Raw genomic sequence first — 20,609 nt, forward strand, 5'->3', positions numbered from 1 at the left:
GCCATCCGATGGGCCGCCTCCGGGCGGCCCATCTGTCATTCACGCGCCCCGTTTGCCCGTCATGACACCTGGCGGCCGTTGCCCGGCCGCACGATGTCGATGAACGCGGCGAAATCGGCACCGGCGAGCCCTTGCGCGGCGCCGAGCCTCAGCACCTGCTGCACGGTGGCCGATACCGGCATCACCGCACCCGTATCGCGCGCGGCATCGGCGATCGCATCGACATCCTTCTGGAACGTGGCGAGCGCACCGATCGGCGGATGGCCGCCCGACGTCATGCGCGGCACGAACGTCTGCAGCAGCACCGAATCGGCCCAGCCGCCGGCCAGCGCCTCGGCCAGACGCGCGGCATCGATGCCGCTTGCCTGCGCCAGGCCGACGGCCTCGGCGATCGCGGTGACCGTCGCGGTCACGATCGCCTGGTTGCACAGCTTCGCCGTCTGGCCCGCGCCCGCGTCGCCCATGTGCGTGATGCGCGACGCGTACGTGTCGATCAGCGGCCGCACCGCGTCGAGATCGGCCGCGCGGCCGCCTGCCATCACCGCCAGCGTGCCGGCCTGCGCGCCCGGCACGCCGCCGGACACCGGTGCGTCGACCCAGCCGATCCCAAGTGCGGCCGCGCGCGCCGCATAGTCGCGCGTGGCGGCGGGCGGAATGCTCGAATGATCGACGATGCGCTGCAGGCGACGCGCAGCGGCGTCGCCGGCAAGCAGCCCGTGCTCGCCGAACACGACGTCGCCGACCGCACGACCGTCGAGCACGCACACGAACACCGTCTCGACGCGCTCGGCCAGCTCACGCGGCGTACCGACCACCTGCGCGCCGTCCTTCACGAGCGCTTCGGCCTTGTCGCGCGAGCGGTTCCACACGCTGACGCGATGCCCGGCCGCCAGCAAATGCCGAATCATCGGCGCGCCCATCAATCCCGGTCCGCAAAATCCGACTTCCACGATGTTCCTCGTCTCCAATATGGGTTGCACTTGCCGCCCATCATACCTATCACTCAAGAAGCCGGGCTCGCACGGCGCCGCTTCGGGACCGCGGCTTGCACCGGCACACCATACGAACATCCCAGGGAGCACATCATGAGCGACCACGTGTACAAGATGATCGAGCTGACCGGTTCGTCGAAGCAATCGAGCGACGACGCGATCCGCAACGCGATCTCGAAAGCCGGCAAGACGCTGCACAACCTGCACTGGTTCCAGGTGACCGAAACGCGCGGTCACATCGAAGGCGACCAGGTCGTGCACTGGCAGGTCACGCTGAAAGTCGGCATGCGCATCGACGACTGACGCCCCCGCATCACACGCCGCGCCGCGATCCGGATCCGCGCAATACGCATCCGTGCGGCGCCGCGCGCCCCGCCTTCCACCCCGTTCCGGCCCCTTGTCGCGGCCCGGTCGACGGGTGTCTGCGGGTATCCATCTCTTGACGCTGGCTCAGCTTCATATTAAAAACGATATACCCCCCTTGCCCCTCGATCAGCCCAGACATATAAAACGGAGATATCATGAGTCAGCAACGCGAGGCGATCGACACGTACCTCTTGCGCGTCTTGCACACCTTGTTGATGGAGCGCAGCGTCACGCGCGCGGCCGTCAAACTGAACCAGTCACAACCGGCGATCAGCGCTGCGCTGCGTCGCCTGCGCGACATCACCGGCGATCCGCTGCTGGTGCGCGGCAAATCCGGCATGGTGCCGACCGAATACGGGCTGCGCCTGCTCGAGCCCGTGCAGAACGCACTGCGTGAAATCGAGCGCATCAAGTTCCAGCAGCACAACTTCGACCCGGCCACGTCGATCCGCTGCTACCGGATCGGCTGCCCCGACTACCTGAACGTGCTGTTCGTGCCGACCGTCGTCGAGCGCTTCCGCCAGGCCGCGCCGAACGCGACGCTCGAGTTCCATTCGCTCGGCCCCGCGTTCGACTACGAGCTCGCGCTGGAAGACGGCAAGCTCGACATCGTCGTCGGCAACTGGCCCGAACCGCCCGAGCAGCTGCACCTGTCGAACCTGTTCGTCGACGAAATCGTCTGCCTGATGAGCAACACGCACCCGTTCGCGAAGCGCGGCGGGCTCACGCTCGACCAGTACCTGAACGCGCCGCATCTCGCGCCGACGCCGTACTCGGTCGGTCAGCGCGGCGCGATCGACGTGCATCTCGCGCGCGAGCGGCTCAAGCGCCACGTGGTCGTCACGCTGCCGTACTTCAACCTCGCACCGTACGTGCTCGTGAAGTCCGACCTGATCTTCACGACCACGCGCCTGTTCGCCGATCACTACGCGAAGTTCCTGCCGCTGTCGGTCGTGCCGGCGCCGCTCGACTTCCCGCCGATGCAGTACTACCAGCTGTGGCACGAACGCTGCCATTACTCCGACGAAGTGCGCTGGCTGCGCGGCCTCGTCGCCGAAGCCACCCGCACGCTGATCGAGCCGTAACGGCAGGAACGGCATACGCCGCGCGCGCCTTTGTGGCGCGTCGCGGCACCCCGCAGCGCGACGACGGCGCCGGCGGCACGCCTGCCAAGGCGGCCGCCGCACGGCTTCAGTATTGCTTCAGCGCGATGCCTCGACGAGCGCGTGCGCAAGCGCGTTGTGACGTTCGATGACGGGCGGCAGATCGAGCGTCGCCAACCGCCCTTCCCGCACCACCACCTTCCCGTTCACCACCGTGTACGCCGCCTGCGACGGCGCGCAGAACACGAGCGCCGCCACCGGATCGTGCAGCGCCCCCGCGAACAGCGGCTGGCGCAGGTCGAACGCGGCGAAATCCGCGGCCATGCCGGGCTTCAGCGCGCCGATGTCGTCGCGGTTCAGCACCTTCGCACCGCCGAGCGTCGCGATCTCGAGCGCTTCGCGCGCGGTCATCGCATCGGGCCCGAAACCGACCCGCTGCAGCAACAGCGCCTGGCGCACTTCCGCCACCATCTGCGCGCCGTCGTTCGACGCGGAGCCGTCGACGCCGAGGCCGACCGGCACGCCTGCGAGCCGCATCTTCTTCACCGGCGCGATGCCCGACGCGAGCCGCATGTTCGAGCACGGGCAGTGCGCGACGCCCGTGCCGGTGCGCGCGAACAGGCCGATGCCCGCATCGTCGAGCTGCACGCAGTGCGCATGCCACACGTCGTGGCCGACCCAGCCGAGATCTTCCGCATATTCGGCGGGCGTCATTCCGAACTTCTCGCGGCTGTACGCGATGTCGTTGACGTTCTCCGCGAGGTGCGTGTGCAGCGACACGCCGTATTCGCGCGCGAGGACGGCCGCATCGCGCATCAGCTCGCGGCTCACCGAGAACGGCGAGCACGGCGCGACCACGACGCGCAGCATCGCGTAGCGGCCTTCGTCGTGATAGGTCTCGATCAGGCGCTGCGCATCGCGCAGGATGTCCGGTTCGCGCTCGACGACCGAATCGGGCGGCAGCCCGCCGTCGCGCTGGCCGACGCTCATCGCGCCGCGGCTCGCGTGAAAACGCATGCCGATCCGCTGCGCGGCGCCGATGCTGTCGTCGAGCCGGCTGCCGTTCGGGTAGATGTACAGGTGATCGCTCGATGTCGTGCAGCCCGACTGCAGCAGTTCCGCCATCGCGGTCAGCGTCGACACCTCGATCATCTCGGGCGTCAGGTGCGCCCAGATCCGGTACAGGTTCGTGAGCCAGCCGAACAGCTCGGCGTTCTGCGCGGCCGGCACGGCACGCGTGAGGCTCTGGTACATGTGATGGTGCGTGTTCACGAGCCCCGGGATCACGAGGTGGCCGCGCAGGTCGAGCACTTCGTCGGCCGTGTCGGGCAGCTCGGCGGTCGGGCCGACCGCGACGATCCGGTTGTCTTCGATGTAGAGCCCCGCGTCGCGCAGCTCGCGGCGCGTGTCGTCCATGGTCACGAGCACGTCGGCGTGCTTGACCAGCAGGGTTTTCGGGCGGGATGAAGAGGTGTTCGGCGCGCGTGCGCCAGCGTGCTGCTCGAGGTTCATGCGTTCTCCGCGTCGGTCTGCCCCCAGGGGTGGATCCTGGAGGCCGTCACACAGCCGTTCGAACGCTGATTCGCGGCACGCCCCGGTGCCTGCGTCCGTTCGAACGCCCTGGCCCGGTTACCCGGCGTGCTCGCCGTCTTCGGGGTACGCGCGGGCCATGGGCCGACGCGCACGGCGGGAGGATCGCCCAAGCGCGTGCCGCACACAATGCACGATCCGGAATACCGCGCTTCAGGGTTTCGATATGGTACGCCGCGCAGTGCCCCCGCGGGGGCCTGAAACACCCGCCGGAAGCCATGTCCGGCGGGCCGTCGACAGCCGGTCATGCGCGGCGCATTATCTTTGATATCGCGCCCGTATTTGCGCGGGGAACCTTTTTACAATGCCTGCACGGCGCTCGCTTCAATTTCGCCGACGGGTATGTAGCCACGTGACGTGGAGCCTCGATCCGCCGCACAGTCAATGGATCGGGCCGCCGCCGAACCTCGCATTCACACAAGGACAATTGCGAATGGGAAAGCTCACTACCCACGTACTCGATACGGCGCACGGCCGTCCCGGCGCTGCAATCAAGGTGGACCTCTACGCGCTGGACGGCGAATCGCGCCGCGCGATCAAGACCGTGCTGACCAATAGCGACGGCCGCTGCGACGAACCCCTGCTCGAAGGCGCCGCGCTCGCCGCCGGCGAATACGAACTCGTGTTCCATGCCGGCGACTACTTCGCGTCGCTCGGCGTCAAGGTTCCCGAACCCCGCTTCGTCGACCGCGTCGCGCTCCGCTTCGGCATCGCCGACACCGCTTCGCACTACCACGTGCCGCTGCTCGTGTCGCCGTGGTCGTACAGCACCTATCGCGGCAGCTGACATACGCATCAGCGCCCACATCAAAGACAAACGATCTGAGTCTGGAGGAGTTTCATGGACGGCTTCATCACCGACTGGCTGAACCTCGCGCTTCGATGGCTGCACGTCATCGTCGCCATTGCGTGGATCGGCGAGTCCTTCTATTTCGTCGCACTCGACAACAGCCTGAAACCGCCGACCGACCCGAACCAGCGCAAGCGCGGTGTGTTCGGCGAACTGTGGCACGTCCACGGCGGCGGTTTCTACAACATGCAGAAGTACACGGTCGCCCCGCCGGAAATGCCGGATGACCTGCACTGGTCGAAGTGGCCGTCGTACACGACCTGGCTGTCGGGCTTCTCGCTGTTCTTCGTGCTGTACCTGCTCGCACCGAACACGTACCTGATCGACAAGAGCGTGCTCGACATGGGCCCGGTCGTCGCCGTCGCATCCGCACTCGGCTTCCTCGCGGCCGGCTGGATCGTCTACGACTCGCTGTGCCGGATCCTCGGCACCAACGACCGCGTGCTCGGCATCTGCGTCGGCATCTACGTCGTCGTCGCCGCATACCTCGCGTGCCACATCTTCTCGGGCCGTGCCGCCTACCTGATCGTCGGCGCGATGCTCGCGACGATCATGTCGGCGAACGTGTTCTTCGTGATCATCCCCGGCCAGCGCAAGATGGTCGAAAAGATGCTCAAGGGCGAAGAACCGAACCCGATCTACGGCAAGCGCGGCAAGCAGCGCTCGGTGCACAACACGTACTTCACGCTGCCCGTCGTGTTCGCGATGCTGTCGAACCACTACGCGATGACCTACACGAACAAGTTCAACTGGGTCGTGCTCGTGATGATCATGCTGGCCGGCGCGCTGATCCGCCAGTTCTTCGTGATGCGTCACCGCGGCAAGCAGCTGTGGTACCTGCCGATCGGCGGCGTCGCGCTGCTGTCGGGCGCCCTGGTCTGGACGATGCCGAAGCCGGTCGCACCGGAAGCGCAAGCTGCAAACGCGCCGAAGATCGTGATCAACGACATCATGCCGGTCCTGCAGCAGCGCTGCGTCGAGTGCCACTCGGCGAAGCCGACGCTGATGGGCAGCGCCCCCGCAGGCGTGATGTTCGACACGCCGGACGAAGTGTCGAAGAACGCGCAGCGTATCTACGAACAGGCCGTGCGCCTGAAGGCGATGCCGATCGGCAACGTCACGCACATGACCGACGACGAGCGGATGAAGCTCGCCGCCTGGTTCGAGGGTGGCGCGGCCAAGTAAGCCGCCCTGCGCCGAGGTCGTTCTTCGGCGCAATCCTTTCCGTTCGCGGGCCCGGTGACGGGCCCGTTTTTTTGCGTGGGCCGAATGCGCTTCGTGCACTACCCGCGCATCGCGTCGCGCTGCAGCGCGACGAGCGCGTCGATCGCACGCGGACCGTCGTCGAACGGTACGAAGATGTGATCGTGGTACGCGGCAGCCATCACGTTGCAGCTGATGCCGGCCGCGCCGAGTGCGCGTGCGAATGCCGCCGTGAGGCCGACGGCGGCGAGATCGGAGTGCACGGTCAGCGTGATCCAGGCGGCACGGAACAGCACCGGCCAGCCGTAATGCGCGGCCGTCTTCTCGTCGACAACGACCGTCAGCCCCTCCGCTTCGCGGAACGTCGCAATCACTTCGGATAACGACACGCCCGCATCGGGCGGCAGCGAGACGAATGCGAACGCACCCGGATGCAGTTCGGGCCGCATCGTGCGCAACAGGACCGCGAGGTCGTTTTCAGGTTGGCTCATCGGAGAATCACGCCCGGAACCGGACGTCGTGTCGTGGCGATGCGGGCACGATAGCACGCGCGACGATCACGTCACGCACACACCCCCGCGACTTCGTCCGCGAGCCAGTCGCGCAATGCGACGATGCGCGGATCGTCCCGCATACGCGCCGGATAGACGACGTAGTACGCAAGCGCCGGCGCCACCTCGACGCTCACGTCGAACAACCGCACGAGACGCCCGTCCGCGAGATCGCGCGCGATCATGTGCGGCTCCGCCAGCCCGACCGCCGCACCGTCCGCCACGGCCTGCACGACGTGGCTCGAATCCGGAAACGCGACGCACCGGCTGTCGTCGAAGCCGTCGATGCCGGCCGCCGACATCCATGCCGACCAGCGTGGCCAGACCACGCCGTCGACTTCGCAGTCGGCATGGCAAAGCGTATGGCGCAACAGGTCGCGCGGCTTGCGTAACGGTGGTCCGGCCGACAACAGCGCAGGGCTGCAGACCGCGACGACCGACGTGCCGAACAGGCGCTGCACACCCGCGTCGCGGTAACGTCCGGTACCGAAGCGGATTGCGACGTCCACGTCGTCGTCATCGAAATCGCGCAAGCGGTCGGTGATGTCGAACGACAGTTCGAACGCCGGATACGCGGCGCGGAAACGCGGCAGGCGCGGCAGCAGCCAGTGCGTCGCGAAGCGCGCGCCGACCGACACGCGCAGCTCCGTCTGCTCGCGCGCGATCCGGCGTGCCCGTGCGGTCGCGCGCTGCAGGCCCGCCAGCGCATCGGCGGCCGCGCCGGCCAGCACGACACCCGCCGGCGTCAACCGGATGCTGCGGCTCGTACGGACGAACAGTTCGATGCCGAGCTGCGCCTCGATTTCCTTGATCTGGTGACTGACGGCTGCAGGCGTCAGCCCGACCTCGTCGGCCGCCCGCGAAAAATTCAGGTGCCGCGCCGCCGCATCGAACGTTCTCAGCGCGCGCGTACCGGGCCACATGCGTTCCATCGATCTTCAAACCAAATTTGATGACCGTGACAAAACTACTCGTTTTTCATGAGGTCATCAATCGTCGAACAATAGGCTTTCTTGACGATGCCGCACGCCGCCCGGTGCCTGCGGCCAAACCTGGAGATTTGCCGATGACCGCTGCACCGTTCCCGTCCGTCGCCCAGCTCAATGGCGTCGCCGCCACGCCGGACGCGCTCGCCGCGCTGGCTTTCGCGGGCCATGCGCATTTCACCGCGATGCAGGTCCGCGACGGCCGCGTACGCGGCCTCGACCTGCACCTCGCGCGGCTGCGCGACGCGTCGGAGGCGCTGTTCGGGCAGGCGCTGCCCGACACGCGGATGCGCGCGTTCCTGCGCGCCGCGCTCGATCGCGCGCCGTCGGCACTGTCGCTCACCGCGACCGTTCATGCGACGACAGGAGAATTCGTCGCGCCGCGCGACGACGAAGCGCTCGACGTGCTGATCCGCACCGCCGCGCCGTCGGCGGGACCGGTCGGTCCGCTCGATGTCGCGCTGTTCGAACACGAGCGCGTGCTGCCGGAGATCAAGCACGTCGGCGAAGTCGCGAAGACGCACTTTTTGCGCCGTGCGATCGCACAGGGTTTCGACGACGCGGCATTCATCGATCGTCGCGGGTACATCAGCGAAGGCTCGATCTGGAACCTGGCGTTCCGGGCCGGCGATACGGTCGTATGGCCGGTGGCCGGCATGCTCGGTGGCGTCACGATGCGCATCCTGCGGCGGCAGCTGGCGCGCCTCGGCGTCGCGCAGCACGACCGTGAAGTGACGCCGGCCGACCTGCCGTCGATGAGCGGCGCCGTCGTGATGAACTCGTGGACCCCGGGAATTGCCGTGCGCCGGCTCGGCACGGCGGCGCTGCCCGATTCGTCGTCGCTCGCCGCATTGCTGCATCGCGCGTATGAGCAGGAGCCTCCTGTCGCACCGTGACGCGCGGCCGCCCCGACGCACGAACGCCCGACGCTCACGCGTCGGCCGTCTCCGGCAACCGCGCGATCGCCTTGATCTCGAACTGGAAGCCATACAGCCAGGTCACGCCGACGGCGGTCAGCGTCGGATGCGGTGCATCGCCCCAGTATTCGGGAACGATCTCCCAGATCCGTTCGAACGACGCCTCGGGATCGACGAGGAACACCGTCACGTCGACGACGTCGTCGAACGTGCAGCCGGCCGCGCGCAGCACCGCATTCAGGTTGTCGAACGCGCGGCGGACCTGCGCGCCCAGTTCCGGCTCCGGCGAGCCGTCGTCGCGGCTCCCGACCTGCCCCGACACGAACAGGAAACCGTTCGAGCGCACCGCCGGCGAATAGCGGTTGCGCTCATACAGCGCCTGGCGACCGGGCGGGAAAACTACGTTACGCTTTGTCATTCAACACCTCCATCGGTTCATGGGGCGAAGCTGCCCCTGCATCAGCGATGAAGGCACTTTAAGGACCGCCGCGCAGCGGATAAACGGGCAACGCTGTCCAACACTGTTTGCGCACACCAAACAATATCCGACCGACGCGGAGCCCTGACCCGATGGACCGATTCGACGCAATGCAGGCATTCGCCCGCGTGGTGGAAGCCGGCAGCTTCACGAAGGCCGCCGACACGCTGCACATGAGCCGCACCACCGTCACGCAACTGGTGCAGCAGCTCGAAGCGCGGCTGCGCGTGAAGCTGTTCAACCGCACGACGCGCAAGGTCGTCGTCACCGCCGACGGCGCCGCATACTACGACCGCGTCGTGCGCTTGCTGGCCGACATGGACGACGCGGAAACGAGTCTGTCCGCTGCATCGGCGTCGCCGCGGGGACGACTGCGCGTGGACGTGCCGAGCCCGTTCGCACGCCTGATCCTGATCCCCGCGCTGCCCGCGTTCCATGAACGCTATCCGGACATTCAGCTCGACATGGGCGTAAGCGACCGCGTGGTCGACGTGATCGGCGAGAACGTCGATTGCGTCGTGCGCGGCGGCGAGCCGACCGACCGTGCGCTGGTCGCGCGCCGAATCGGCGACCTGCGGCTCGGCGTGTACGCTTCGCCGGCCTATCTCGCACGCGCCGGGATGCCGTCGCATCCCGACGAACTGGAAGACACGCATCACCGGATCGTCGGCTTTCTGTGGGCGCGCACCGGCAAGGCACTGCCGTTCGCGATGACGTGCGACGGCGAGCAGGTCGACGTGCGCGGGCGCTACGTGCTCGCGGTCGACGACGGCAATGCTTACCTCGAAGCCGGCCTCTCCGGGCTGGGCATCCTGTGGCTGCCCGACTACATGGCCGCCGCGTATCGCGCCCGCGGCGAACTGGTGCCGCTGTTCGAGCGATGGCAGCTCGAACCGATGCCGATGTACGTCGCGTTCCCGCCGAACCGGCACGTCAGCGCGAAGCTGCGCGTCTTCGTCGACTGGGTCGCCGACCTGATGGCGCAGCATGCACCGGTCGCGAACCGGCGGCGCGGCAACGCCGGTTCGCGCGACAAGCGCAAGGCCGTATCAACCTGAGTCGCGAGACAGCGGTCACCCATAAAAAAACCCGCGCACATTGCGCGGGTTTCGACAGGCAGACAGACGAGCGGTCAGTCGCGGAAGCGCCGATAACTCAGGCCGTCAGCGCGTGCAGCGCCTCGTCGGTGAGCCACAGCGATTCCTGCAGATCCTGCTCGTTCAGGTTCAGGCCGTCACCGCCGCGATCGACGACGATGAAGTCGCTGACGCCGCCGAGCGCGATCAGCGGGTGATGCCACACGCCCTTCGCGTAGTTGACGCCCTGCCAGCCGCTCGTCACGAATGCGCGGATCTTCGCCGGGTCGAGATCGCCCGCGGGCGCGACGACGACGAGATACGGCTGGTCGTTCAGCGGCACGAAGGCCTGGCTGCCGAGCGGGTGCCGTTCCAGCATCTTCACTTCGAACGGCAGCGTGCGCGGCTGGCCGCGGAACAGGTTGACGAGCGTGCGGCCGTCTTCATCGGTCACGTCGACTTTCGCGAGATCGTGAAAGCGGATCGTCGTGCCGAGGTTGATCGGGATCTGCTTCGCCCCTTCCGTTTCGATCACGTCGCCGAACGGCGCGAAGGCTTCCTTGGTCAGCGGTTCGATTGCAAGCGTCTTCATTTGTCGAGCGTCCCCCACAGACGCAGGCGCGATACGCCGCCGTCCGGAATGATGTTCAGTCGCACGTGCGTGACAGGGCCGAGCGACGCGATGTCTTGTTCGAAGTAGTGCTGCTTGTCCATCTGCAGCTTCTGTTCGCCGAGCAGTACCGGCCAGAACATCGACTGCGTGATCAGCGAGCTGTCCGTGCCGCCCGACACGTAAGCGGCCTGGATCGAACAGCGGTCCGGGTAGTTGCCCTTGAAGAACGCGGTATCGACTTCGATCTTGCGGATCACGCCCGGTTGCGCGAGCGCGATGATCGCCCAGTCGTTGCCCGGTTCGCGGCGGCGGCGGGTTTCCCAGCCGTCGCCCATGTTCACGCCGCGGCCCGGCAGCAGCAGGTTCGACGCGACGCCGAAGTGCTGGTTGTTCGCGGCCACCACATAGCCGCCGTTTTCCATCGCCGCGAGGTCGAACTGCTCGGTTGCGCTCGCGCCGGCCCAGTCGAGCTGCGGCTGGCCGTACACGCGCAGGCGCGCAATGCCGCCGTCCGGATAGATGTTCACGCGCAGGTGCGTGAACGCACGCGCGTCGCTCGCATCGACGTAGTGATGGCTGTTGCCCTGCAGCGTCGTCGACGGCACGATCTCGACCCACTCGGTCGCATGCGTCGGCGCGCCGTCGGCCACGAACGCGGCCTCGATCGACGCGGCCGGCGGGAAATTGCCGGTGAAGTGGCTCGTGTCGATGTCGAAGCCCTTGATCACGCCCGGGCGCGCGAGCTTGACGATGCACCAGTCGTAGCCCGTCGTGCGCTTGCGACGCGTTTCCCAGCCGTCCATCCACTTGCCGTGGTCGTCGTACTTGCCGGGAATGAAGACGGCAGGCTCGGGGTTCAGCATCCGGTCCTTCGGCGCGAAGAAGTCGTCGCTGGCCTCGAGCGCCTGCGCACCCAGACGCGGGTCGGCAAGATTCACGTAGCGCCGCGTGAAGTCGGGTGCGTTCGGATCGAGAAGCGGAACAGCCATGATGTTTCCTTGTTTCAGTGATGCGATCAGGCCGCTGCGACGCAGCAGGCCGTATTGCGGAGTCAGGCGTCGATCAGGTCGTCGAGGCGGAAGCGCGCGATCCGGTAGATCTGGTCGAGGCTCGCGCGCAGTTCTTCGGTGCGCGAATGATTCAGGCGCGACTCGAAGTTCGCGATGATGCCGTGACGGTCATAGCCGCGCACCGCGAGGATGAACGGGAAGCCGAATTTCTCGCGATACGTGCGGTTCAGCGTCAGCAGCTTGTCGAATTCTTCCTGCGTGCACTGGTCGAGGCCCGCGCCGCTCTGCTCGCGCGTCGACTCGGCCGTCAGCTCGCCGCGCACGGCGGCCTTGCCGGCCAGCTCCGGGTGGGCGTTGATCAGCGCGAGTTGGCGCACTTCGCCGCCGGCCTCCACCGCCCCCGACATCGTCTTGTGCAACGCGTCGATGCTCGCGAACGGCCGCTCGCCCGCGGCGACCTCGGCCACCCACGGCGAATGTTCGAAGATCCCCGACAGCGCCGCGACAAATGCGCTCGGCGCCATCGTGTTCAGTTGTTCCAACGTGTAGCGCATCGCCTTCATGCTTTCCCTTCGTTTTGATAGTTGGGCTGATACGGATGATGTTCACGCCAGTGACGCGCGATATCGACACGGCGCGTTACCCATACGCGATCGTGCTTCTCGATGTGGTCGAGGAAACGCTGCAGCCCGCGGAACCGGCCCGGCCGGCCGAGCAGTCGGCAGTGCATGCCGATCGACAGCATCTTCGGCGCCTCGTCGCCTTCCGCGTACAGCACGTCGAACGCGTCGCGCAGGTAGTCGAAGAAGTGATCGCCGGTGTTGAAGCCCTGCGGCGTGGCGAAGCGCATGTCGTTCGTGTCGAGCGTGTACGGCACGATCAGTTGCGGCGACGTGCCGCCGCCCGACACCTTGACGTCCATCCAGAACGGCAGGTCGTCGCCGTAGTTGTCGGAGTCGTACAGGAAGCCGCCGTGTTCGGCGACCAGGCGGTGCGTATTGGGGCTGTCGCGGCCCGTATACCAGCCGAGCGGACGCTCGCCCGTCACGCGTTCGATCGCTTCCATCCCGAGGCGCATGTGTTCGGCTTCGAGTTCCGGCGTCATGCTCTGGTAGTGGATCCAGCGCCAGCCGTGGCATGCGATTTCATGGCCCAGCTCGACGAAGGCGCGCGCGAGCTCCGGATGACGCTCGATCGCCATGCCGACGCCGAATACCGTCAGCGGCATCCCGCGTTTCTCGAATTCGCGCAGGATGCGCCACACGCCGGCCCGCGAACCGTATTCGTAGATCGACTCCATGCTCATGTGGCGGTCCGGATATGCGGCCGCGCCGACGATTTCGGACAGGAACTGCTCGGAGCCCGGATCGCCGTGCAGCACGCAGTTCTCGCCGCCCTCCTCGTAGTTCAGCACGAATTGCACGGCGACGCGGGCGCGCCCCGGCCAGTTCGCCTGAACGGGATGGCGGCCGTAGCCGATCAGGTCGCGAGGATAGTTGGGATCGAGTGACATGGGTTCGAAGTGCGGCGAAAGCGGGCTGAAATAATGGGTTCGCATCGATTGTGCGGCACCCGGAGGCCGGCCGCACAAGCCGATGCGATGACGGCCCAGTGTAGCGAAAACGTTCATACGCGCCCATACAGCGACGCAGATAGTGCGTGTCAGACGGTGTGTATGTGCGGTTGCGGCAAATTCGGGAGCGGTTCCTCCGCATCCCCGTCCGGCGGGCTGAAGCGGGCGAACGCGCCGTCGTACTGCTTCGGCAGCGGCCGCGCATAGTCGCCGCGTTTCGCGGTCGCGAGGCGCAGCGCCACCAGCGCCTCGGCCCACTTCACGGCCGCGGTGACGCCTTCGACCACCGGCGCGCCGATCTGCTGCTCGATCTCGTGCGCGAACTCCGCCATCCCCGCGCAGCCGAGCACGATCGCGTCGGCGCCGTCCTCGTCGAGCGCGCGCCGGCATTCGTCGACGATGATCCGGCGCGCGGCCGAGCCCGGCCGGTCGAGTTCGAGCACCGCGACGTCGGTCGCCCGCACGTTGCGGCAGAACCGCTTCATCCCGTAGCGCTCCGCGAGATGCCACGCCATCCCGCAGGTGCGCGCGAGCGTCGTGACGACCGAGAAGCCGGGCGCGAGCACGCTCGCCGCATGCATCGCGGCCTCGGCGATGCCGATCACCGGCCCGCGCGCGAGCTCCCGCGCCGCATACAGGCCCGGATCGCCGAAACACGCGATCACGTAGGCGTCGCAGCCGTCGCGCTCGCCCTGCGCGATCTCGGCGAGCAGCCCCGGCGTCGCGAGCGCCTCGTCGTAATACCCTTCGATCGACGGCGGCCCCATCGGCGGGCTCACGGCCACGATCTCCGTGCCCGCGGCCGCGACCTCGCGTGCGCAGCGGCCCATCGCATCGGTCATCCGCTGCGTCGTGTTCGGATTGATCAGTCGAATCTTCATCGCACGCTCCTTACGCCTTCGCACTCACGAGCAGCCGGTAGAACACGAAGCCGAGCCCCGCGCCGATGAACCACGAGAAATTCGCGACGCCCTGCCAGCCCGGCACCATCACGCAGACGATCGCGATCACCGCCGCCGGCAGCAGCGCGGCGATTGCGCGGCGGTTCACGCCGCCCGTGTACCAGTAGGTGCCGCTTTCCGACATCGTGTACAGGTCGTCGCGCACGAGCCGACCCCGCTTGACGAGGTAGAAATCGGCGATCAGCACGCCGTACAGCGGGCCGATGAATGCGCCGAGCACGTCAAGCGTGTAATGGATCACGGCCGGGTTGTTGAACAGGTTCCACGGCGTGATGAAGATCGACGCGACGGCCGCGAGCATCCCGCCCGCACGCCAGCTGATCAGGCGCGGCGCGACGTTCGAGAAGTCGAATGCCGGCGACACGAAGTTCGCGACGATGTTGATGCCGATCGTCGCGATCGTGAACGTCAGCGCGCCGAGGATCACCGCGGTCGGATGGTCGATGCGGCCGACCGTCTCGACGGGATCGGTGATCAGTTCGCCGAACACCGGCAGCGTCGCGGCCGTCGTGATCACCGTGACGAGCGAGAACGCGAGGAAGTTGACCGGCAGCCCCCAGAAATTGCCGCGCTTCACTTCGCCGAACGAGCGGCAGTAGCGCGAAAAGTCGCCGAAGTTCAGCATCGGCCCCGAGAAGTACGACACGACCAGCGACACGGCCGTGATCATCACCGGGATCACTTCCGCACCGTGATACTTGACGCCGCCGAGGTTGATGCCGATGTTGCGCCAGCCCGCGCGCCACACCATGTAGCCGGCGAGGATGAACATCACGACGTAGACGGCCGGGCCCGCGAAGTCGATGAACTTCTTGATCGTCTCCATCCCGTTCCAGAACACGAACGCCTGCAGCACCCACAGCAGCATGAAGCCGGCCCATCCGACCGCCGACAGCCCGAGGAAGCCGTAGCGATGGACGTCCGCATACGGCAGCCATTGCGGGAAGAATTTCAGCACGACGATCACGAGCGCGCTCGACGCGAGATAGGTCTGGATCCCGTACCACGCGATCGCGATCAGGCCGCGAAGCACGGCCGGCACGTTCGCGCCGAGCACGCCGAACGTCGCGCGGCACGCGACCGGATACGGCACGCCGATCTGCTGGCTCGGCCGCGCGATCAGGTTGCACAGCAGGTTCACGATGCCGATGCCGACGATCAGCGCGAGCAGCACCTGCCAGCTCGTCAGCCCCAGCGCGAACAGGCTGCCCGCGAACACGTAGCCGCCGACGCTGTGCACGTCCGACATCCAGAACGCGAAGATGTTGTACGAGCCCCATGTCTGATTCTTCAGGGGTGCCAAATCTTCGTTGTACAAACGTTCGCTGTAACCATTCGGCAGCGCCGGGTCGCCGCCCTCGCCGCCTTCTTCCTCGGGATACGCGCTGTCGTGCGCCACACTGAACTGAGCCATGACTTCTCCTTGACGCGGCCGGGCGGCCGCTCCACCGTCATCGATATCGCTCCGGATCGTCGCCCGGAGTCGGACCAGCGGCCCGCGGCAAACACCGCGGGCCTGCATTTCGCTCGTTCTGTGGCGCGCGGCCGGGTTCGCGTCGCCGCTCAGGCGCCGCCGAACACTTCGCGCAGATCGACCTGCCCTTGTGCGGGCCGGTCCAGCATCTTCAGTTCGACATGCTGCAGGTGGTGCGCCATCAGCGTCACCGCCCGCTTCGGATCGCCCGCCTCCAGCGCGGCGAGGATCCCGTCGTGGTCGTCGCACGAGCACGGGCTGCGCCCGTGCGATTCGTACAGCGCCGACATCAGCGTCGAGCGTGCGACGAGCCCTTCGAGGCACTCGCTGAGCGTCGCATTGCCCATCAGCGTCGCGAGCGTCGTGTGGAATTCGCCCGACAGGCGGATCCATGCCGCGAAGTCGTGCCGCTCGAACGCCCTGCGTTCCTTCTCGATCAGCGTGGCGACGCCCTTCAGCCGCTTCGCGCCGGGCCCGGTCGCGAGCCGCTCGACCACCGCGAGCTCGATGATCCGGCGCATTTCGAACACCTCGTGCACGTCCTGCAGCGTCGGGCTCGCGACGAACGCACCGCGGTTCGGCTCGAGGTCGACCAGCTTGTCGGTCGCGAGCTGCGCGAGCGCCTGGCGGATCGTCCCGCGCTTCACGCCAAACACGTCGCAGAGCTGCGCCTCCGTCAGCTTCGCGCCGGGCGCGAGCCGATGCTCGAGGATCGCGGTGCGGATCCGCTCGGCGATCGCTTCGGGACCGGCGGCGCCGGACGGATGGGAATCAGGTTCGTTCATGATCTGCATCGTGTGATGGTCCTCATCCTAGGACGGACATAAAGATTGTCAACAATTCTTTTCCGGGATTTCGCACAATCGGCGTGCATCGGAATGCCCTCACTCGGTGCAAAGCGCACGACATCCATACACGACAAGCCTGAGACGTACAGCAGAGGCCCCTCCTGTCGTATACCCTTCCGGCATTTTTGTTGACAAAAATGGTGCGGAACCTGGTGACGCCCAGGTTCGCGTCGGTGAAAATTTTCGACCGTTAGTTGCGCATTTACATAAAGAAAAAGGCGGGAAACCCGCCTTTCGATCGACCTCGCCGGCATCATCAGCCGAGATGCGGATAGTCCGACAACGTGAGCCGGAAGCCATGCGCATTCGCGACCAGTTGCGCCTGCGCGCCGAACGGCAGCGTCAGCAGATCGGGCACGTGGCCGAACTGGAGCCCCGTGACGACCGGGATCCCGACCACCGCCCGCACCTGGTCGATCATCGCCTGCATGTCGTAGCCGTTGTCGTACTCGAACGGCCGCGCGCCGGTGAACTGGCCGAGCACGAGCGCCTGCTGGCGCGCGAGCAGCCCCGACAGGTGCAGCTGATAGATCATCCGCTCGATCCGGAACGGCTGCTCGTTGACGTCCTCGATGAACAGGATGCCGCCCTCGATGTCGGGCATGTAAGGCGTGCCGACGAGCGACGTCAGGATCGCGAGGTTGCCGCCCCACAGCGTGCCCGTCACGTTCACCGTCTGCACCTGCGGCGCCTCGGTGACGATCGTGGTGCTCGGCTGCGTCAGCGTCTGCCAGAAGTGCTGCATCGTGAAGTCGCTCGGCGTTTCAGCGCCGAAGTCGGCTGACAGCATCGGGCCGCCGAACGTCTTGATGCGTGCCTTCGCGTACAGCGCAAGCTGGATCGCCGTGAAGTCGCTGTGGCCGACGAGCGCGACCGGCTGGTCGCGCAGCCTGCGTTCGAGCCCGCGATAGTCGAGCCCGTGCAGGATCCGTGCGGCGCCGTAGCCGCCGCGCACCGCGAGCGCGATGTCCGGCAGCGGCCGCTCGGGATCGGCCAGGCGGTTCAGGTCGCCGGCCCGCTCGCCGTCGGTGCCGCCGAATCGCTGGAAGCGCCGCTGCGTCGCCTCGATGTTCTCGATGCGTTGCTGCGCGGTGCTGAGGCGCTCGAGCGCGCGGTTGATCGCTTCGGGGTCGTGCGGATAGCCGGACGGCGCCAGCAGGCGGATGGTGTAGGACGCGGCGGGCTGGAAGGACATGGCGAAAGGTGTCGGGTCGTCAAACCTGCTTAGAGGGTCCGAACCGTCTCCGGTTCACGGAACCGTGCACGCCCGGAACGCCGGGCGCGGCCGGGGTGCCTATGACGCGCCGGATTCGGCGTCGCGGGCAAGCCGTGCCTCGCGCAATGCGCGACGGCGTTCGGCGAAGAACGACTTCAGCGCGGCGCCGCACTCGTCGGCGAGCACGCCGCCGGTCACCTCGGTGTGGTGGTTCAGTTGCGGATTCGCGAACGCGTCGATCACGCTGCCGCACGCGCCCGTCTTCGGGTCGGCGGCGCCGTAGACCACCCGCGCGATGCGTGCATGCATGATCGCGCCTGCGCACATCAGGCATGGCTCGAGCGTCACGTACAGTTCGCAGCCGGGCATCCGGTAATTCTGCAGATGTTGCGCGGCCATGCGCAGCGCGGCCATTTCGGCATGCGCCGACGGGTCGTGCCCGCCGATCGGATGGTTGAAGCCGCGCGCGATCACTTCGTCGCCGCGCACGAGCACCGCGCCGACCGGCACTTCGCCGGCTGCGCGCGCCTCTTCGGCGGCCGCCTGTGCAAGACGCATGAAATGCAGGTCGCGCGCGGACACGGGCGCGGCTTCGGGAACGGGAGAATCGGCAGCGGGTTCGGCGGCCGGGCGGGCTGCGTCGTGCAGCGCGTCGGACGTCACATCGTCCCCGCTTCGGCGGGCGCGTCGTCCAGCCCGCGCTCGCACAGGCGTTCGGCAATGCGCCGGCAGTAGTCGCGCGGCATCACCATCGGGCCGCCGCGCAGCGATTCGAGCGCCATGTCGAGCGCGAGGATCTTCGCCTGCAGCCGGCAGCGCGCGGCACGGTCGCTGACCGCCTGCACTTCGTCGTGCAGGTTGCGCAGTGCGCGCAATTGCTCGACAGCCGGCGGCACGAAGCCCGCGTTCTTCAGGATACGGTTGGCCACCCGCACCTCCTCGGGCACGAGCAGGTCGTCATCCAGCGCCTGCGGCGCGCCGGTACCCGGCAAATCGTCGAACTCGCCCCGCGCGGCGGCGGCGGCGATACGTTGTTCGACCAGGGCGTCAAGCAATCTCATCAGTCAATCGGAACAATGCGGCAGGCCGAATTCTAGCAGGGTGACGCGGGTATGACAGGCCCTTCGAATATATGCTCGATATTGTGTTTTTTAGGGGCCGAATCGCCGCGCATGCGTGACGATCGCCGTCAAATCCCGCTCTGCTGCGCCGCACCAGGCCGGGCGCCGTCCTGCCATCGACAAATGGAAGCGGTGTCGGGCCCTGTTTTTTTATCCGCGCCGCCGAGGCGCCGGCCACACCGGAGCGTCGAAACGCACGCCGCTGCGCTTCCGCTGCCCGGTCACGCGGCCACCGTTTCCGGCTGCGTTTTCGCGAACGGGCGGAACATCATCGCGATCAGGAATGCACCGATGCCGATCGCGAACGAGCCGAGGTACAGCCCGCCGTAGCTGCCGAACGTATCGACGATCAGGCCGCCGGCGACGGGGCCCGTGGCCATCCCGAGGCTGCCGGCCATCGCGCAGCCGCCGATCACGGTGCCCATCATCCGCAGCGGGAAGTTCTCGCGCGCGAGCACCGAATACAGCGGCATCACGCCCGCATAGATGAAGCCGAACAGCGTCGCGACCGCGTAGAAGCCGTCGAGCGTACGCACGAAGTAATAGCCGAGCGCGCCGAGCGCCTGCGCGAGGAGCCCCGCCACCAGCATGCGCTTCGCGCCGAGGCGGTCGCCGAGCATCCCGAACGCGATCCGGCCGCCCATGCCCGCGAGCCCTTCGACGCTGTAGATCGACACCGCGACGATCAGCGGAATCCCGCACGTGACCGCGTAGCTGACCGTATGGAAGATCGGGCCCGAATGCGTCGCGCAGCAGAAGAAGTTGGTCAGCAGCAGCACGATGAACTGCGGCGAGCGCAGCGCGCCCGCGACCGACATCGCCGCGGGTGCGCCGGCCGGCGCAGGCGCCGCGGGCGCGGCGGCATGATCGAGCGCGGGCGCCCGGCGCACCAGCAGCGACACCGGAATCATCACGACGGCCGCCAGCGCGGCGATCAGCAGCATCGACGTGCGCCAGCCGCGCACCGACACGAGCCACGCGGCGAGCGGCGCCATCGTCATCGGCGCCATCCCCATGCCGGCCGACACGAGCGACACGGCCAGGCTGCGGTGCGTGTCGAACCAGCCCGTCACGCACGCCATCATCGGCGCGAATATCGCGGCCGTCGCGCTGCCGACGGCCAGGCCGAAGGTCAGCTGGAACACGAGCAGCGACGGCGCGCGGCTCGCCAGCGCAAGGCTTGCCGACAGCAGCACGGCACCCGCGATCACGACCGGGCGCGTGCCGATGCGGTCCGACAGGCTGCCCCACGCCATGCTCGCAAAGGCCATCGCGATGAAGCCGAGCGTCATCGCGCCGGAAATGCCGGTCATCGACCAGCCCGTGTCGCGCGCAATGGCGCGCAGGAACACGGGCAACGAAAACATCGCGCCGATCGCGACGCAGCCCATCAGGCCGCCCGCGGCGACGATCACCCAGCGGTATCGGGAATCCGGCATCTGGTGTCTCCTGGTTCGTTTCGACGATCGTCGGAAACCGGGCGCAGGCCACGTGCGCGGCGCCCTGCCCGGTCGACATGGATACGACGGGCGACACATCGGGAAATCGACATGCGCGACGCACGGACCGGCGTTTTTTCATTGTCGGCGATTCCTCGCGTCTCGCAAGGGACGGATCGGCCGTTCGACCTCCCGCCTGCCGCCCCGCTTTTCCGCCAACGGAAATTCGAAATCAGAAATC

General features: G+C 67.2%; 22 protein-coding genes. 6 read left to right on the plus strand and 16 right to left on the minus strand.

Annotation, left to right across the window (positions count from 1 at the left end):
• Positions 1-59: 59 nt before the first annotated feature.
• On the minus strand, positions 60-950 hold the full coding sequence (locus AC5LXK_RS10415) for an NAD(P)-dependent oxidoreductase (RefSeq protein ID WP_493388767.1): 891 nt from the start codon (positions 948-950) through the stop codon (positions 60-62).
• 135 nt (positions 951-1,085) lie between these two features.
• Between AC5LXK_RS10415 and AC5LXK_RS10420 the strand changes: the two genes are divergently transcribed.
• Both AC5LXK_RS10420 and AC5LXK_RS10425 read left to right on the plus strand, forming a co-directional pair.
• Entirely contained in the window at positions 1,086-1,295 is a 210-nt protein-coding gene (locus AC5LXK_RS10420) for a dodecin (protein WP_011352399.1), read from the plus strand.
• Positions 1,296-1,513: 218 nt separating this feature from the next.
• A complete protein-coding gene (locus tag AC5LXK_RS10425) occupies positions 1,514-2,443 on the plus strand; it encodes a LysR substrate-binding domain-containing protein (RefSeq protein ID WP_006402708.1) in 930 nt (309 codons plus the stop codon).
• Between the two features lie 117 nt (positions 2,444-2,560).
• On the opposite strand, the gene AC5LXK_RS10430 is transcribed toward AC5LXK_RS10425, so the two are convergent.
• A complete protein-coding gene (locus AC5LXK_RS10430; RefSeq protein WP_493388768.1) occupies positions 2,561-3,973 on the minus strand; it encodes an 8-oxoguanine deaminase in 1,413 nt (470 codons plus the stop codon).
• 511 nt (positions 3,974-4,484) lie between these two features.
• Between AC5LXK_RS10430 and uraH the strand changes: the two genes are divergently transcribed.
• Both uraH and AC5LXK_RS10440 read left to right on the plus strand, forming a co-directional pair.
• The gene (gene uraH, locus AC5LXK_RS10435) at positions 4,485-4,838 is read left to right on the plus strand and encodes a hydroxyisourate hydrolase (protein WP_098555959.1); all 354 of its coding nucleotides are present in this window, start codon (positions 4,485-4,487) and stop codon (positions 4,836-4,838) included.
• 54 nt (positions 4,839-4,892) lie between these two features.
• The gene (locus AC5LXK_RS10440) at positions 4,893-6,086 is read left to right on the plus strand and encodes a urate hydroxylase PuuD (protein ID WP_493388769.1); all 1,194 of its coding nucleotides are present in this window, start codon (positions 4,893-4,895) and stop codon (positions 6,084-6,086) included.
• A gap of 98 nt (positions 6,087-6,184) precedes the next feature.
• Here AC5LXK_RS10440 and AC5LXK_RS10445 read toward each other — a convergent pair whose 3' ends face one another.
• Together AC5LXK_RS10445 and AC5LXK_RS10450 are read right to left on the minus strand one after the other, a co-directional pair.
• Entirely contained in the window at positions 6,185-6,595 is a 411-nt protein-coding gene (locus tag AC5LXK_RS10445; RefSeq protein WP_493388770.1) for an ACT domain-containing protein, read from the minus strand.
• A gap of 71 nt (positions 6,596-6,666) precedes the next feature.
• A complete protein-coding gene (locus AC5LXK_RS10450) occupies positions 6,667-7,587 on the minus strand; it encodes a LysR substrate-binding domain-containing protein (RefSeq protein ID WP_493388771.1) in 921 nt (306 codons plus the stop codon).
• Between the two features lie 134 nt (positions 7,588-7,721).
• Between AC5LXK_RS10450 and AC5LXK_RS10455 the strand changes: the two genes are divergently transcribed.
• Positions 7,722-8,537: an aminotransferase class IV family protein gene (locus AC5LXK_RS10455; RefSeq protein WP_493388772.1), complete on the plus strand. Its 816-nt coding sequence runs from the start codon at positions 7,722-7,724 to the stop codon at positions 8,535-8,537.
• Positions 8,538-8,571: 34 nt separating this feature from the next.
• Here AC5LXK_RS10455 and AC5LXK_RS10460 read toward each other — a convergent pair whose 3' ends face one another.
• Entirely contained in the window at positions 8,572-8,976 is a 405-nt protein-coding gene (locus AC5LXK_RS10460) for a RidA family protein (protein WP_493388773.1), read from the minus strand.
• A gap of 152 nt (positions 8,977-9,128) precedes the next feature.
• Here AC5LXK_RS10460 and AC5LXK_RS10465 point away from each other — a divergent pair, with 152 nt between their 5' ends.
• Positions 9,129-10,094, plus strand: coding sequence for a LysR family transcriptional regulator (locus tag AC5LXK_RS10465; RefSeq protein WP_493388774.1), 966 nt, complete (start codon positions 9,129-9,131; stop codon positions 10,092-10,094).
• A gap of 97 nt (positions 10,095-10,191) precedes the next feature.
• Here the strand turns inward: AC5LXK_RS10465 and AC5LXK_RS10470 are convergent, their stop codons facing one another.
• The 11 genes from AC5LXK_RS10470 to AC5LXK_RS10520 form a co-directional block, all read right to left on the minus strand.
• A complete protein-coding gene (locus tag AC5LXK_RS10470) occupies positions 10,192-10,704 on the minus strand; it encodes an ureidoglycolate lyase (protein ID WP_043187989.1) in 513 nt (170 codons plus the stop codon).
• Positions 10,701-11,714 carry an allantoicase gene (alc, locus tag AC5LXK_RS10475; RefSeq protein ID WP_493388775.1) on the minus strand — a complete coding sequence of 338 codons (1,014 nt, stop codon included), beginning with the start codon at positions 11,712-11,714 and terminating at the stop codon, positions 10,701-10,703. The genes AC5LXK_RS10470 and alc overlap by 4 nt, the downstream gene beginning before the upstream one ends.
• A 62-nt stretch (positions 11,715-11,776) precedes the next feature.
• Positions 11,777-12,298, minus strand: a complete 522-nt coding sequence (gene uraD / locus AC5LXK_RS10480; RefSeq protein ID WP_493388776.1) for a 2-oxo-4-hydroxy-4-carboxy-5-ureidoimidazoline decarboxylase — start codon at positions 12,296-12,298, stop codon at positions 11,777-11,779.
• The gene (gene puuE, locus AC5LXK_RS10485) at positions 12,295-13,248 is read right to left on the minus strand and encodes an allantoinase PuuE (protein ID WP_493388777.1); all 954 of its coding nucleotides are present in this window, start codon (positions 13,246-13,248) and stop codon (positions 12,295-12,297) included. Before puuE ends, uraD begins: the two co-directional genes overlap by 4 nt.
• A gap of 149 nt (positions 13,249-13,397) precedes the next feature.
• Positions 13,398-14,189 (minus strand): aspartate/glutamate racemase family protein, encoded by a 792-nt coding sequence (locus AC5LXK_RS10490; protein ID WP_493388778.1) that lies wholly within the window; start codon positions 14,187-14,189, stop codon positions 13,398-13,400.
• Positions 14,190-14,199: 10 nt separating this feature from the next.
• Positions 14,200-15,684 carry an NCS1 family nucleobase:cation symporter-1 gene (locus AC5LXK_RS10495; RefSeq protein ID WP_493388779.1) on the minus strand — a complete coding sequence of 495 codons (1,485 nt, stop codon included), beginning with the start codon at positions 15,682-15,684 and terminating at the stop codon, positions 14,200-14,202.
• Positions 15,685-15,833: 149 nt separating this feature from the next.
• On the minus strand, positions 15,834-16,538 hold the full coding sequence (locus AC5LXK_RS10500; RefSeq protein WP_493388780.1) for a GntR family transcriptional regulator: 705 nt from the start codon (positions 16,536-16,538) through the stop codon (positions 15,834-15,836).
• Positions 16,539-16,848: 310 nt separating this feature from the next.
• The gene (gene ldcA, locus AC5LXK_RS10505; RefSeq protein ID WP_493388781.1) at positions 16,849-17,787 is read right to left on the minus strand and encodes a muramoyltetrapeptide carboxypeptidase; all 939 of its coding nucleotides are present in this window, start codon (positions 17,785-17,787) and stop codon (positions 16,849-16,851) included.
• 99 nt (positions 17,788-17,886) lie between these two features.
• On the minus strand, positions 17,887-18,471 hold the full coding sequence (gene tadA / locus AC5LXK_RS10510; RefSeq protein WP_091920961.1) for a tRNA adenosine(34) deaminase TadA: 585 nt from the start codon (positions 18,469-18,471) through the stop codon (positions 17,887-17,889).
• Complete coding sequence (locus AC5LXK_RS10515; RefSeq protein ID WP_027784729.1) at positions 18,468-18,869, minus strand: DnaJ family domain-containing protein; 402 nt, start codon at positions 18,867-18,869, stop codon at positions 18,468-18,470. Before AC5LXK_RS10515 ends, tadA begins: the two co-directional genes overlap by 4 nt.
• Before the next feature lie 281 nt (positions 18,870-19,150).
• Positions 19,151-20,368 carry an MFS transporter gene (locus AC5LXK_RS10520; protein ID WP_493388782.1) on the minus strand — a complete coding sequence of 406 codons (1,218 nt, stop codon included), beginning with the start codon at positions 20,366-20,368 and terminating at the stop codon, positions 19,151-19,153.
• Positions 20,369-20,609: the final 241 nt, after the last annotated feature.

The sequence above is a fragment of the Burkholderia pulmonis genome (assembly GCF_984667975.1).

Coding starts and splice junctions, on each gene's coding strand:
- AC5LXK_RS10420 (WP_011352399.1), top strand. CDS start 1,086: ATGAGCGACCACGTGTACAAGATGATCGAGCTGACCGGTTCGTCGAAG.
- AC5LXK_RS10425 (WP_006402708.1), top strand. CDS start 1,514: ATGAGTCAGCAACGCGAGGCGATCGACACGTACCTCTTGCGCGTCTTG.
- AC5LXK_RS10430 (WP_493388768.1), bottom strand. CDS start 3,973: ATGAACCTCGAGCAGCACGCTGGCGCACGCGCGCCGAACACCTCTTCA.
- uraH (WP_098555959.1), top strand. CDS start 4,485: ATGGGAAAGCTCACTACCCACGTACTCGATACGGCGCACGGCCGTCCC.
- AC5LXK_RS10440 (WP_493388769.1), top strand. CDS start 4,893: ATGGACGGCTTCATCACCGACTGGCTGAACCTCGCGCTTCGATGGCTG.
- AC5LXK_RS10445 (WP_493388770.1), bottom strand. CDS start 6,595: ATGAGCCAACCTGAAAACGACCTCGCGGTCCTGTTGCGCACGATGCGG.
- AC5LXK_RS10450 (WP_493388771.1), bottom strand. CDS start 7,587: ATGGAACGCATGTGGCCCGGTACGCGCGCGCTGAGAACGTTCGATGCG.
- AC5LXK_RS10455 (WP_493388772.1), top strand. CDS start 7,722: ATGACCGCTGCACCGTTCCCGTCCGTCGCCCAGCTCAATGGCGTCGCC.
- AC5LXK_RS10460 (WP_493388773.1), bottom strand. CDS start 8,976: ATGACAAAGCGTAACGTAGTTTTCCCGCCCGGTCGCCAGGCGCTGTAT.
- AC5LXK_RS10465 (WP_493388774.1), top strand. CDS start 9,129: ATGGACCGATTCGACGCAATGCAGGCATTCGCCCGCGTGGTGGAAGCC.
- AC5LXK_RS10470 (WP_043187989.1), bottom strand. CDS start 10,704: ATGAAGACGCTTGCAATCGAACCGCTGACCAAGGAAGCCTTCGCGCCG.
- alc (WP_493388775.1), bottom strand. CDS start 11,714: ATGGCTGTTCCGCTTCTCGATCCGAACGCACCCGACTTCACGCGGCGC.
- uraD (WP_493388776.1), bottom strand. CDS start 12,298: ATGAAGGCGATGCGCTACACGTTGGAACAACTGAACACGATGGCGCCG.
- puuE (WP_493388777.1), bottom strand. CDS start 13,248: ATGTCACTCGATCCCAACTATCCTCGCGACCTGATCGGCTACGGCCGC.
- AC5LXK_RS10490 (WP_493388778.1), bottom strand. CDS start 14,189: ATGAAGATTCGACTGATCAATCCGAACACGACGCAGCGGATGACCGAT.
- AC5LXK_RS10495 (WP_493388779.1), bottom strand. CDS start 15,684: ATGGCTCAGTTCAGTGTGGCGCACGACAGCGCGTATCCCGAGGAAGAA.
- AC5LXK_RS10500 (WP_493388780.1), bottom strand. CDS start 16,538: ATGCAGATCATGAACGAACCTGATTCCCATCCGTCCGGCGCCGCCGGT.
- ldcA (WP_493388781.1), bottom strand. CDS start 17,787: ATGTCCTTCCAGCCCGCCGCGTCCTACACCATCCGCCTGCTGGCGCCG.
- AC5LXK_RS10515 (WP_027784729.1), bottom strand. CDS start 18,869: ATGAGATTGCTTGACGCCCTGGTCGAACAACGTATCGCCGCCGCCGCC.
- AC5LXK_RS10520 (WP_493388782.1), bottom strand. CDS start 20,368: ATGCCGGATTCCCGATACCGCTGGGTGATCGTCGCCGCGGGCGGCCTG.